Annotated in this window: 4 protein-coding genes; all 4 read left to right on the top strand. The window is 65.3% G+C overall.

The window, feature by feature from the left end; all coding sequences use genetic code 11:
* Positions 1-9: 9 nt before the first annotated feature.
* The 4 genes from K8M09_RS20780 (at position 10) to K8M09_RS20795 (ending at position 14677) form a co-directional block, all read left to right on the top strand.
* A complete protein-coding gene (locus K8M09_RS20780) occupies positions 10-9477 on the top strand; it encodes a peroxidase family protein (RefSeq protein WP_229342483.1) in 9468 nt (3155 codons plus the stop codon).
* Between the two features lie 90 nt (positions 9478-9567).
* Entirely contained in the window at positions 9568-11337 is a 1770-nt protein-coding gene (locus K8M09_RS20785; protein ID WP_160787465.1) for a type I secretion system permease/ATPase, read from the top strand.
* Positions 11334-13298 carry a calcium-binding protein gene (locus K8M09_RS20790; protein WP_206366693.1) on the top strand — a complete coding sequence of 655 codons (1965 nt, stop codon included), beginning with the start codon at positions 11334-11336 and terminating at the stop codon, positions 13296-13298. The genes K8M09_RS20785 and K8M09_RS20790 overlap by 4 nt, the downstream gene beginning before the upstream one ends.
* 47 nt (positions 13299-13345) lie before the next feature.
* Positions 13346-14677: an HlyD family type I secretion periplasmic adaptor subunit gene (locus K8M09_RS20795; RefSeq protein ID WP_407697096.1), complete on the top strand. Its 1332-nt coding sequence runs from the start codon at positions 13346-13348 to the stop codon at positions 14675-14677.
* The last annotated feature ends 12 nt before the right edge of the window (positions 14678-14689 follow it).

The raw sequence follows: 14689 nt of genomic DNA on the forward strand, positions 1-14689 counted from the left end.
GAGCGTATCATGGCCATTCATCTCAACCAGCACGATCTCGCTTTCATCCTGAAGCAGATCCAGATCGCCGAAGCCCACTCCAACGGTACGCCGCTCACCGAGATCCGGCTGGATGCCCAGGGCGTCCCCATCACGGACCGCGCCTGGTACACCGATGAGGATCTCTTCGACGCGACGGCCCCGCGCGCCGTTCCCGATGCCAAGACGCCCTTCGGCCTGCGGACGGTCGACGGCAGCTACAACAACCTCCTGGAAGGGCGTGAACTGTGGGGAGCGGCCGACCAGCCGATGCCGCGCTACCTCGACCCGAACTACATCGATGGCGGCGCGGAAACGCCGTTCTCTTTCGGCCCCGGCCCGCTTGGCCCGGTCACGAACACCGATTACGGCGTCGATGGTGTGGCCACTTTCCCCGGTAGCGGCCTGAATGGCGGCCATACCGGCAATGTCGTGGATAGCGACCCGCGCGTCATCTCCAACCTCGTTGCGGACATGAGTGCGAACAATCCGGCAGCCCTCTATGCGGCGCTCGTCTTCGCGGAATCCGCCGATCCCTATGCGGACCTGGCGGAACTGATGGCCGCACGCGTCACGCAGGCGCAGGCCGCCGCCATGGTCGTAGCCGCCCAGACAGCCTTCGATGCCGCGATGACGGCGCTGAACGGTGCGACGGCCGCCTATGCGGCCAACGCGGACCCGGCTGCGATAGCCGGCCTCATCGACGCCATACAGGATGCGGCCACGGATCTGGCCGAGAGCGGTCTTGCACTCGACCACGCCAATGCTCTGGCCGCGGACCCGAATGCGGGCTTCCTCGCGCTCGCCGAGGACAAGGGGCTGGTCATCCAGAACGGCTCGCTCGTCATCCCGAACGTTGCGCCCGACGAAGGCATCTCCGCGCCGTTCAACGCCTGGATGACCTTCTTCGGCCAGTTCTTCGACCATGGCCTCGACCTCATCAGCAAGGGCGGCAACGGCTCGATCTTCATTCCGCTGAAAGCCGACGATCCGCTGATCGCCGGGGCAGACGGGGTCTTCAACACTGCCGACGACCTGCCCGCCTCCATGCGCTTCATGGTGCTGACGCGCTCGGAGACCGTTCTCGACGAGAACGGCGTGCCGACCCAGCGCAACACGACAACGCCCTTCGTCGACCAGAACCAGACCTATACCTCGCATGCCTCCCATCAGGTCTTCCTGCGCGAATATGTCATGGGGCCGAACGGACCCGTCGCCACGGGGCGGCTGCTGGGCGGACAGGACGGCGGGCTTGCCACATGGGCCGACGTGAAGGAGCAGGCAAGAACCCTTCTGGGCATCGAACTGACCGACGGCGATGTGCTCAACATCCCGCTCATCCACACGGACGCCTATGGCGAATTCATCCGCGGCGCCAATGGCCTGCCGCAGATCGTCACCGGAATCAACCCGGACGGCACGCCGTCCGGTCTGGCAGCAGCCAGCCTGGCGACCCCGGTCAACACGTTCGCGGCCGGGGCCCTGCGCATCGGCCACGCCTTCCTCGACGACATCGCGCATACCGCCAATCCGTTCAACAGCCAGACGGGCACGTTGAAGACGGCCGATGCGGACAATGTCGTGAACGACCTCAATGCCGACGGCCAGATCACGGGAACTGAAACCCCGCTGCCCGCCGGCCAGTACGACGACGAGCTGCTCGGCCGCCACTTCATCACCGGCGACGGGCGCGGCAACGAGAATTTCGGCCTCACCGCCGTCCACCACATCTTCCACTCCGAGCATAATCGCCAGACGGTGATCCAGAAGCTGACCATTCTGGAAGAGGGTGACCTTGCCTTCGTCAATGAATGGCTGGCGGTCGATATCGACGCGGCCACGCTGGCGTCGATCAAGGCCAGCCTGCAAGGCCCGATCGACAAGAACGCCTATATCGAGAACAGTGCTCTGGTCTGGGATGGCGAGCGCATCTTCCAGGCCGCGCGCTTTGCGACGGAGATGCAGTACCAGCATCTCGTCTTCGAGGAGTTCGCCCGCAAGATCCAGCCGGCCATCGATCCCTTCGTGTTCAATTCGGTGACCGACATCAATCCGGCGATCTTCGCCGAATTCGCCAATGTCGTGTACCGCTTCGGCCATTCCATGCTCACGGACAGCCTGCCGCGGGCGTTCTTCTCCGCCGATGCTGCGACGAACCATCTCGACGTCGTCGACGAGGGCCTGATCAAGGCCTTCCTCGACCCGGTGGACTTCGACCGCGACGGCGGCGTCTCGCATGAGGAGGCTGCCGGGGCCATCGTGCGCGGGATGACCAACGTGCGCGGCAACGCCATCGACGAGTTCGTCGTCGATGCCCTGCGCAACAACCTGCTCGGCCTGCCGCTCGACCTTGCCGCGATGAACATCGCCCGCGGCCGGGACACCGGCATGCCTTCGCTCAACCAGGCCCGCGAGCAGCTTTTCGCCGCGACCGGCCACAGCTTCCTGAAGCCCTATGCGAACTGGACCGAGTTCGCCGTCGGCCTGAAGAACCCGCTCTCCGTGGTCAATTTCATCGCGGCCTACGGCACCCATGCCGAGATTGCCGCCGCGCAGACGCTTGCCGACAAGCGCGCCGTCGCCTGGGAACTGGTGTTCGGGGTGGAAGCGGACGGCGTCACGGCGTCCGATATCGCCGACCGGCTCGATTTCATCAATGGCGCAGGCCAGTATGCCGGCGACAAGGGCGGTCTCGACAATGTCGACCTGTGGATCGGCGGCCTTGCCGAGAAGATCCTTCTCTTCGGCGGCATGCTCGGCTCCACCTTCACGGCGATCTTCGAAGCGCAGCTCGAGGCGCTGCAGGATGCCGACCGCTTCTACTACCTGACCCGCACCCAGGGCCTGAATTTTGTCGATGCGCTGGAAAACAACGCCTTCTCGAAGATGATCATGGCCAATACGGACATCACCATGCCCGGCGCCGACGGCATTCGCGGCACGGCGGACGACGAGGTGCGCCACCATATCGGCATCGATTCCTTCACCAAGTACGACCATGTCCTCGAGGTCAACGTCCAGTATCAGCAGGACTATAACGGTGCCGAGGCCGGCAAGGACCCGCTGGGCAACGATGCGGTGCTCGAAGCGCTCGGCCTTACCAAGGTGGAACGCGACATGCCGACCGCCTTCCAGGGCTATTACCAGAACTATCTGCGCTTCTTCGGCGGCGAGCATGTCGTGCTCGGCGGCTCGGCTGGCCGCGACGTGCTGATCGGCGATGTCGGCGACGATGCCATCTGGGGCGATGCCGGCAACGACTATATCGAAGGCGGCCAGGGCGTCGATCTCATCATGGGCGGTGCCGGGGACGACGTGATCCTCGACGAGGGCGACGACGGCGACTTCATCAAGGGCGACGCCGGCGACGACGTTATCTCCAGCTCCAGCGGCCTCGACATCCTGACGGGCGGCGAGGGCAAGGACGTCGTCTTCGCCGGCGTGGACAGCACGGAAATCTTCGCCGGCGAGGGCGACGACTTCCTGCTCGGCGGCGACGGCGCGGACTTCCTGCTCGGCAACGAGGGCGACGACTGGCTGGAAGCCGGCGGCGGCTTCGACACCACGGCCGGCGACAATTCCGAACTGTTCTTCAACTCGACCATTCTCGGCCATGACGTGATGTTCGCCGGCTCTGATGAGCACGATTTCGATGCGGAATCGGGCGACGACATTATGGTCCAGGGCGAGAGCGTCATGCGCAATGAGGGCATGTTCGGCTTCGATTGGGCGAGCTATCAGGGCGCGCAGTTCGATGCGGACGCCGACATGCGCATCCGCATTTTCACGACCGAGGAACAGGATATCCTGCGCAACCGCTTCGACAAGGTCGAGGCGCTCTCGGGCGGCGACGGCAACGACAACCTGCGCGGCGACGACCGGGCGGCCGGCGACCTGCCGGCGGTGCCGACCGTCAACAACACCGAGACGCTGTTCTTCAAGGACGAACTCAGCCAGGCCGGCCTCTCGCGTATCGAGGGCCTTCGCGCGCTGCTCGGCGAGCTGGTGGCGGATGTGCCAGAGGGCAACAGCGAGAGCATCGTGGCCTTCACCGGCGGCAATATCCTGCTCGGCGGCGGCGGCAGCGACCACCTGCAGGGCAACGGCGGCGACGACTTCATCGACGGCAATGCGCGCCTCAATGTCCGCATCCGCATCGTCGGTGCCGGCGAGGAGAACGACGCCGACAACGAGATCGCCACGATCTACTCGCTGAAGCACACCTTCACCGGCACCGAGGGCGCCTTCGTTCCGACCGCCTGGATCGGCAAGACGATGTTCGAATTGCTCGCCGCGCGCGAGATAGCCCCCAGCCAGATGCATATCGTGCGTGAAATCATCGCCAATGACGGTGACGCGGCCGATATGGATACTGCCGTGTTCAACGACAACCTGCAGAACGCCGACGGCAGCTTCAACTACACGATCACGGCCAATGGCGACGGCACCGTGACGGTCACGCATGTGAATGTCAGCAACATCGACGATGCCGTGACCGGTCGTCCGCTGATTTCGGACGGCACCGATACGCTGCGCAACATCGAGCGGCTGGAATTCCGCGATCAGGTGGTTCTGTTCACCCCGCCGCAGCTCTCCCTGCAGCGTGTGATGGCGACGCGCTCGGAAACCTTCGGCTCGCAGAGCTACACCGACAATGATGGCATCTGGAACGATGACTGGGCCGAGAGCGGCGACGATGGAAGCGCGACCTCGGACAATGGCCAGATCCGCATCAGCAACGGCCGGCTTGAATTCGACGGCGCTAGCCAGGGCGTCGGTGACGGCGCGGTCATCCAGCGCGGTGTCGCCGGGCTGGCCGGCGCGGTCTCGGCCACCGTCTCCTTCGACTATGGCGAGAACATCGAGGCCGGTGAGACGGTCTTGGTTCAGTTCTCCCGGGATGGGAACCCGGCCAACATGCAGACCCTTGCAACCATCACAAGCGCATCCGGGACCAACACCTCCACCGGCACGCTGGCCCTGACCGGCCCGTTCACGGCCGGTGCGTTCATCCGGTTCACGGTTTCGGCCATGGACAACGATGCCAACGAGGTCGCCTGGGTCGACAATCTCAGCATTGTCGGCGTCACCGCGCAGAACGTGCACTATCAGGCAACCTTCACGGAAGGCAATGGAACCGCGACCGGGGCCGATGTCCCCATCGCCAGCAATCCGCTGATCGTCGAGAACGACCGGATCGTTTCGGCGCGGGTCGTCCTGACCAATGCGCAGGCCGGCGACAGCTTCGATATTCCCGGCAATCTGCCGGGCAATATCAACAGCAGCGTGCAGACCGTCAGCGGGCAGATCGTCGTGACCCTCACGGGTAACGAACCGAACATCGCCAACTGGCAGGCCGCCCTTCAGGCAATCGAGTTCCGCAACAATTCGCAGACCCCGAGCAGCGTCCCGCGGGTCATCCAGGTCACCGTCAACGACGGGTTCCTCGACAGCAATATCGCGACCACGACGATCAATGTGGTTCCGGTCAATGACCTGCCCAATGCGGGCAACGACACCATCCTGACTAATTTTTCCGGCAATTTCAGCGTTCCGGTCTGGATGCTTCTGGCCAACGACACCGATGCCGACGGGCAGGCGCTGAACGTCACGGCTGTGACCGACAACCAGACACAGTTTGCCGTCGCCCTCGCGGCCGGCATGGTCAATGTGACGCGCACGACGACCGCCGACCGGCAATTCACCTACACGGTCTCGGACGGTGCTGCGACGGATACCGCCAATGTAAGCGTGGAGATAGACGCGACCCCCACCAATGGTGGCAACGGTGCTGAAATCCTGCTCGGCGACGCGGCCGGAACCACCTTCAACGGCAACGGCGGCAACGACATCATCATGGCTGGCGGCGGCAACGATATCATCGCTGGCGGCGCTGGGGACGACCTCATCGTCTGGAACGCGGGCGATGGCCGGGATATCGTCGACGGCGGCGGCAATGTCGACACCATGCGCGTCATCGGCAATGCGACCGCGGAAACCTACAATATCTACACGCGCGCCGCCTGGCTCGCGCTTGCCGGCAACACGGCCGCGCAACTCAACGTCAACACCGAAATCATCATCGCCCGCGGCGGCACCAACAATGCCGCGATCGTCGCCGAGCTCGACAATATCGAGGAAATCGTCATCGACGGCATGGGCGGCGGCGACACGTTCAACCAGGTCGGCAATTTCGGCGGGACCAGCCTCCTGACCAGCACGATCACGCTGAACGGCGGCAGCGGCGACGACGTCGTGAACCTCTCGGGCCTGTCCTCGGCCCACCGCATCGTCTTCCATTCCAATGGCGGCAACGATACGGTCATCGGCAATGTGCGCCCGCAGGATGTCATCCAGCTTGCGCCGGGCGAGGACATTTCCGGCTATACGCTGACCAGCAACGGCAACGGCACGCAGACCTTCTCGAACGGCACGCATTCGATCACCTTCACGGGCACGGTGCCGCCGCAGTTCCAGAATGGTCCGTCGACCGGCGGAACGGCTCTCGACGACGAGGATCTGGAAGACCTGCTCGACATGGTGCGCGATCCCGCCTTCGACCGGGATTCCTCCGGTTACGGCAACAATGCCGAACATCCCCACTGGGGCGCTGGCGGCAATCCGTTCATCCGGCTGACGGAGGCGCACTATACGGACGGCGCCTCGGGAATCCGCCAGACGGCGCTCACCCCGCGGGAAATCTCCGACATCCTGTCCAATCAGGACAATGACGGCAACGGCGTCGAGGAGAGCATTCCGAACAGCTTCGGCGGAACGAGCCTGCTCACCTTCTTCGGCCAGTATTTTGACCATGGCCTCGACTTCGTGGCCAAGGGGCAGCCGGGTTATGTCGCCATCGGCTCCTCTTCGTTCCCGATAGACGCGCCGCGCTCCAACATCGTGCCCGGCACGGGCGTCAACGGCATTCCGGCCGAGTACATCAACAACACCTCGCCCTATGTCGACCAGAACCAGGCCTACGGCTCGAACAATGCGATCACGGATGTCCTGCGCAAATGGGAGGTCGGCAGCAATGGCGAGGCCGTGCAGACGGCCTACCTGCTGGCGGGCGACGTGGACGCCACGGGGCGGGCCCTGCTGCCCACCCTCAGCCACCTGCGCGACAACTACCGCGTGATGACCGGCGGCGGCGAACTGACCTCGGAGGATATTTCCAACTTCGACGGCTCCGGCCAGCCCCTGCTGATCGACTTCATCCCGGTCTATTCCAGCCCGGGTCAGCTCGATCTCGACGCCATCGGCCACTACTTCATCGCCGGTGACGGCCGGGCCAACGAGAACGTGATGCTGACGTCCATGCACACGATCTGGGCCAGGAACCACAATTACTGGGTCGACCAGATCAAGGAGCAGACCGACGGCGCATGGACCGAGGCCGAATATTTCGAAGCGGCCCGGATGATGAACATCGCCGAATACCAGCGCGTGGTCTTCACCGAATTCGCGACCGCCATGGCCGGCGGCTTCGATGGCGACGACGAGCACGGCTTCGAGGGCTACGACCCGGATGTCGACGCCTCCATCTCCGTCGAGTTCTCCCAGGCGGCCTACCGCTTCGGCCACTCGATGCTCAACGAGACGGTCAGCTATGTGGACGGAAACGGCCAGCTCCAGCAGATTTCGCTGGTCCAGGCCTTCCTGAACCCCGGCCAGTTGTCGAGCCTCGGCATCGACGCGCTGATTGCCGGCTCGGTCGAGGTGCCGCATCAGGCCATCGACGTGGATGTGGTCAACGCGCTGCGCAACCAGCTCGTCGGCCGTCCGCTGGACCTTGCCGCCCTCAACATCTTCCGTGGGCGGGACATGGGGATCGCACCGTTCAATACGGTGCGCGCCGAACTCTACGACAAGACCCATCTGACGGCGCTGCGCCCCTATACGGGCTGGGCCGACTTCGCCCAGCGCAACGGCATCTCCGTCGCCATGCTGGCCAAGCTTCAGCAGGCCTATCCCGAAGGGTTCGAGACGATGGACCTGTGGGTCGGCGGTCTCATGGAAAAACCGGTGGCCGGCCAGCTCGGCTCGACCTTCGGCTATATCTTCCTGGAGCAGCTCAACCGCCTGCAGCACGGCGACAAGCTCTACTATCTGGAGATCTTCGACGACTCCATGTTCACCGGCGAGAACAACGTCACCTTCGCCGAGATCATCGAGCGCAACACGGGCCTCACCGGATTGCCGGAAAACGTCTTCGACACCGACGGTTCGAATGCGGGCGACAGCGACGATGACGACATCCTCGGCAATGTCGACGATGAGGACGACACGCCCGACAACGGCGGCGACGACGGCGAGGATGATGAAGATGAGGACGACGGCGGCAATCCCGATGACGGCGAGGACGACGACCAGCCGGACGAGGATGATGACGGCGGCGAAGACGACGATGATGAGGAGGATGACGGCGACGAAGATGACGATGATGATGGCGACGACGATGAGGACGACGACACCCCCGGTGGCGGCGATGACGAGGACGACGACGATGACGACACGCCGGACGATGACGATGACGGCGTCGTCGTGCCGCCGGCATCTCCTTCGGTCCGCGTCGGAACGCCGGGTGCGGATGTCCTGACGGGCGCTGCCGGTGCGGACACCATCATCGGCCATGAGGGCGACGACGTCCTGACCGGCGCCGGTGGCGCGGATATCATCCGCGGCGGGGCGGGCGACGACTTCGCCGACGGCGGCGATGGCCGCGACGTCATCTTCGCGGGTGCCGGCAATGACGATGTCTTCGCCGGTGCGGATGCCGACATGGTCTATGGCGAGGCCGGGGACGACCGCATTCTCGCCCAGGGCGGCGACGACCTGGTGAATGCCGGCGCCGGCAACGACACGGTGTTCGGTGGCGAGGGCAACGACCTCTTCGTCGCGGAAGCGGGTGACGGCAACGACACCTACTACGGCGACGACATGAATGGCGGCGGCGGCGTCGACACGCTGGACATGGCGGCGATCACCGCGGCGATCACGGCCGATCTCGGTACGGGCTACATGACGCGTGGCAGCGTCTCCTCCGCCCAGACGGGCACGGACACGCTCTGGAACGTCGAGAACATCGTCACCGGCTCCGGCAACGACACGATCACGGCGAGCGCGGCGGTCAACATCATGGACGGCGGGGCCGGCAACGACACCTTCCGCTTCCTCTCGGCGGCCGACGCCAACGGCGACACGATCCTCGGCTTCCAGCCCGGCGACCGGCTCGACCTGTCGGGCATGGACGCCAACGGTACGACGAACGGCAACCAGGCCTTCACGCTGGTCACCGGCGCCTTCACCGACCGGGGCCAGTTGCTGGTGACCTACGAGACCCGCGCAGACGGCGACTACACCGTGGTTTCCGGCAACACCACGGGCAATGCCGATGCCGATTTCAAGATCAGCATCAAGGGAACCCATAACCTCGCGCAGAGCGACTTCAACCTCTGATCCGCAGAGACCAGAGCCGCGGGGCCGCCGATAAGTATCTCGTTCGGCGGTCCCGTCCAGCAACACAAGGACGGTTCAGGGGATATCGACATGCACGCCAAGGACGCCAGGGCCGCATCGCTGGGCAAGGGAGCCGAACAGCTCACCCGGGGATTTCGCGGTGTCTTCCTCTTTCTCTTCACCACTTCCGGCATCATCAACATGCTGGCGCTGACCGGCTCCATCTACATGCTGCAGGTCTATGACCGGGCGCTGGCAAGTGGCTCCGTGGCGACGCTGCTCGCCATTTCCCTGCTTGCCGTCGGCCTCTACTTCTTCCAGGGCCTGTTCGACATCATCCGCTCCCAGGTCCTCGTGCGCGTCGGCGCAAAGCTCGACCGCAAGATCGCGCCGCTCGCCCACGAAGTCGCGGTCGACATGCCGCGCTTCGGCTTTTCCACCGCCGAGGCGCTGGAGCGCGGCCGCGATGTCGATACGGTTCGCGGCTTCCTCGGCAGCCAGGGTCCCGTCGCGCTCTTCGACCTGCCGTGGATGCCGCTGTTCCTCGCCTTCGTCTATATCCTGCACCCCTTCCTCGGCGCGCTGACGATCGGCGGCGCCTTCGTGCTCGCCATCCTGACGGTCGTGACCGAGCTGATGACGCGCCGCTCCACCAAGGCGCTGCACGAGGCGGTGATCAACCGCAACACCATCGCCGATTCCAATGCGCGCAACGCCGATATCCTCAAGGCCATGGGCATTGCGCGCCGGGCGGTGCGGCGCTTCGACAAGGCCAACGATGCGCATCTGCGGCTGCAGACCCGCACCAACGACATCAGCGGCACCTTCGGCGCGATCTCGCGGGTCCTGCGCATGATCCTGCAATCGGCCGTTCTCGGCCTCGGCGCCTACCTGACCATTCGCGGGGAACTGTCGGCCGGGGCGATCATCGCCGCCTCCGTCGCCTCCGCCCGGGCGCTCGCCCCCATCGATCTGGCAATCGCCAATTGGAAGAATTTCGTTTCCGCGCGGGCCGCCTACAACCGGCTCAAGGAGACGGTGGTGGCGCTTTCGCAGGCGCGCCGGCCCATGCCCCTGCCGGTGCCGGTCCGCTCGCTCAAGGTGGAGAACATCACCGTGGCCGCTCCCTCGTCCGGGCGCGTGCTGCTGGCCGATGTCAGCTTCGAGCTGAAGGCCGGGCAGGCGGTCGGCATCATCGGGCCGAGCGGCGGCGGCAAGACGACGCTGGTCAAGGCGCTGACCGGCGTCTGGCCGGTGCTGCGCGGCAGCGTGCGGCTCGACGATGCGGAGCTCGAGCAATGGTGCGACGAGGCGCGGGGCAACTATATCGGTTACCTGCCGCAGGACGTGTCCCTGATGGATGCGACGGTCGAGGAGAATATCTCGCGGCTGAATGCCGAGGCCGACTCGCGCCATGTCGTCGAGGCCGCCCAGGCTGCGGGCGTACACGAGATGATCGTGCGCATGCCGGAAGGTTATCTCAGCCGCATCGGCCCGCTGGGCGCGGCGCTGTCCGGCGGCCAGCGCCAGCGCATCGGGCTTGCCCGGGCACTCTATGGCAGCCCCTTCCTTTTGATCCTGGACGAGCCGAATTCCAATCTCGACGGCGAAGGGGAGGCGGCGCTCGCCGCCGCCATCCAGGGCGTGCGGGCACGCGGCGGCATCGTCGTGGTGATCGCCCATCGTCCCAGCGCGCTTGCGGCCGTCGATCTCGTCGCCGTGGTGCAGAATGGAAAATTGACCGCCTTCGGCCCGAAGGAGAGCATTCTCGGCGGCGAGCAGCGCCGCATGGACCCCTCCGTCGATCCCGATGGCAAGAAGGAAAGGCGCGCACAGGTTTCCGCGCGGTTGCTGGCATGATCATCGAAGCGAAAGGCACCCAGACGGAGCCGAAGCAGGTGCCCTCGGCAAGTCGCTACCTCCTGAAGAGCATGGACCGGCAGTCCCATGGCCCGAAGGTGGTTCTCCTCTTCCTCATAGGCCTCGTCCTCTACCTGAAATCCATGCTGCCGGTCTGGCTGACCGAGCCGCGCGCCGAAAAGTTCGAGCCTGTCGACGACAGGACGCCGGCGGGCGAGGCGGAGGAGCCGATGGAGGAAATCGAACCGCTCGCCGCCGCGCGGCCGGCGGAGGAGCCGGACGATGAGATGACGACCGGCTCCATCCTGTCGAACGGCACCGTGGGTTCGGCCAGCGCGCAGATCATCGAGCTGTTCGGCGGTTCGGCCCCCGTGCCGCCGGGTGTGTCGCTTTCGGATTTCCTGGCGCCGGAAAAGCCGTTGGCGTGGCGTGACCCCTCGCTCCCCTTCGTTCCGACGGATTCGGCGAACGACAACAGGCGGAGCGGCGGCGCTCCGGGTGGAGGCACGATCCCGGACATCGACGACGATGACGATCCGCCGCCGCGCGTCGTGGACGAGGAGGATGACGATGACGACGACGATCCGACCAATCGCGCGCCGCGCGTGACAGGGCCGGTCTATCTCATGGACGTCACCGGCTGCATTGCGCTGGCGATCTCGTTGTCGGACTTTCTGCGCAACGCCTCCGACCCCGACGGCGATACGCTGGCGATCCGCAATCTTCAGGTCTCCTCGGGCAGCCTCACCGCGTCGGCGGGAGGAGGATGGGTCTTCCAGGCGGCGGCGCAGATGGAAGGTCTCGTCACGATCACCTATCAGGTGACCGACGGGGCGCTCTCGGTCACCCAGCGGGCGATTTTCAAGGTCGTGTCGGAAAACGTGGTCATCGGCACGGATGCCGACGACCGGATTCTCGGCTCGGTCTGCCGCGATACGATCGACGGCCGCGACGGCAACGACAATATCGACGCGCGCAGCGGTGACGACACCATCTTCGGCGGCGCGGGCGACGACCATATCGTGGCGGGAGAGGGGCACGACACGGTCTTTGCCGGCCTCGGCCATGACATCGTCTTCGGCGGGGCCGGCAACGACCGGCTCTCCGGTGGCGAGGGCAATGACCGGATGTTCGGGGAGGACGGCGACGACATTCTCTTCGGCGATGCCGGCGACGACGTTCTTTCCGGCGGTGCGGGCGACGATATCGTCATGGGCGGCGAAGGAAACGATATCGCCCGGGGCGATGCCGGCAACGACCGGGTCGACGGCGAGGCCGGCGATGACGAGCTTCATGGCGATGCTGGCGACGACGTCCTTCTCGGCGGCGCGGGCAGCGACGTGATCCACGACGGGACCGGTATGGATGTCGTGCAGGCCGGCGCCGGCGACGACCGCGTCGTGGCCGCTCTCGACGCGGTGGCGGACATCTACGACGGCGGCGAGGGGAGCGATACGCTCGACTACTCCGCCGCCATCGAGGATGTCTTCATCGACCTCGTCAACGGCACGGCCTCCGGCATCGAGATTGGTGAGGATACGATTTCGGGCTTCGAGGCTGCCATCGGCGGGGCGGGCGACGATCACTTTCTGGCCGGCGCGCAAGCGCCCGCGCTTCTCGAAGGCGGGCTCGGCCGGAACATCTTCGAATTCACCCAGGAGCCGGTCGCCGCGGTCGCGGTCTGCGAGATCGCCGATTTCAAGGCGGGCGACAAGGTAAGGATGAAGAAATACGACATCTTCGAAAAGGTCTTCGAGGAGTTCGAGAACGAGTTCGCCAAGATCTATGGCGATCATGTCGACGAGGACGACGTGCGCATCCGCTACCGCAATGAATACAACGAGACGGCGGCGACCGACCACACCGTCATCGAGGCCGACTTCGACCGCGACGACACCTACGAAACCACCATCCTGCTCAACGGACGCTATGCGCTGGTCATCGTGGAGGCCATCGCCTGAACGCCGCAGGGATCGACGCAGCATAGCAAGGGGACATGGCCATGATGATGAAGCCCAACAGCATCCATCCCGCTCCGCTCGAAGAAGAGGAGGACGAGCGGCCGTTCCGTTTCGGCCGGCATATGGCGGCGGGTCTCTCGCTCGCCGTCCTGCTTCTGGCCGGTATCGGCGGCTGGGCGGCGACTGCCGAGCTGACCGGGGCGGTCATCGCCTCCGGCTCCGTCGCCGTCGACCAGAAGCTGAAATCCGTGCAGCACCGCGACGGCGGGATCGTCAGCGCGATCGCCGTGCGCGAGGGCGATTTCGTGGAGGAGGGGCAGGTGCTGCTTTCGCTGGAGGACGCGCAGACCAAGGCGGAATTGTCCATCGTCCGCTCGCAGATGATCGATCTCGGCGCGCGCAAGGCCCGGCTCCTTGCCGAGCGCGACGGCCTTTCCCGCATCGATTTTCCGCAGGGTCTGATGGCCGAGGGGCCTGAGGCGGACATTGCCATGGCGGGCGAAACGCGGCTCTTCGAGGGCAATCTTGAACATCGCCGCAGCCAGAAGCAGCAGCTCGACCTCGGCATAGCCCAGATCGACGACGAGATGGCAGGCCTGGAGGCCCAGCGTGTTTCCAAGAGCGACGAGATCACGCTGATCTCCGCCGAGCACGAGAAGATGCAGCGCCTCGTTCGCAAGCAGCTCGTGGAGCAGGGCCGCCTCTACACCGTGGGGCGCGACCAGGCGCGCCTTGCCGGCGAGCGCGGCGAGATAACGGCCGCCATTGCGCGCGCCGGGACCCGCAAGAACGAGATCCGCATCCAGATCAGCACGGTCGACGAGCAGGCGCGGACCGAGGCGCAGCGCGAACTCGGCCTCGTGGTGACCAAGCTTTCAGAGCTTCAGGACAGGCGGACGGCCATCGAGGACCGCCTGTCGCGCACGGACCTGCGCGCCTCCATCTCGGGCGTCGTCAATGAATTGAAGGTCTATACGGTCGGCGGTGTCGTCAGCCCCGCGGAGGTGCTGGTGACCATCGTGCCGGACAATGCGCGGCTTACCATCGAGGCGCGCATCTCGCCCGCGTCCATCGATCAGGTCGCCGCCGGCCATGCCGCGCGCCTGCGTTTCTCCGCTTTCAACCAGCGCACCACGCCGGAGCTGGCGGGAACCGTCGCCCAGATATCGCCCGCGACCAGCCGCGACCCGGCGACGGGCGAGACCTACTATCTCGCCCGGATCGACGTGACGCCGCAGGAACTGGACAAGCTCGGCGCCGCCCGGCTGCTGCCCGGCATGCCCGTGGAAGTCTTCATCTCCACGGAGCGCAGGACGGCGCTTTCCTACTTCGTCAAGCCGCTGGCCGACCAGTTCGCCCGGGCCTTCCGGGAGCGATAGGATGATACGTCC

Source organism: Shinella zoogloeoides (assembly GCF_020883495.1).
Lineage (GTDB): Bacteria > Pseudomonadota > Alphaproteobacteria > Rhizobiales > Rhizobiaceae > Shinella > Shinella zoogloeoides.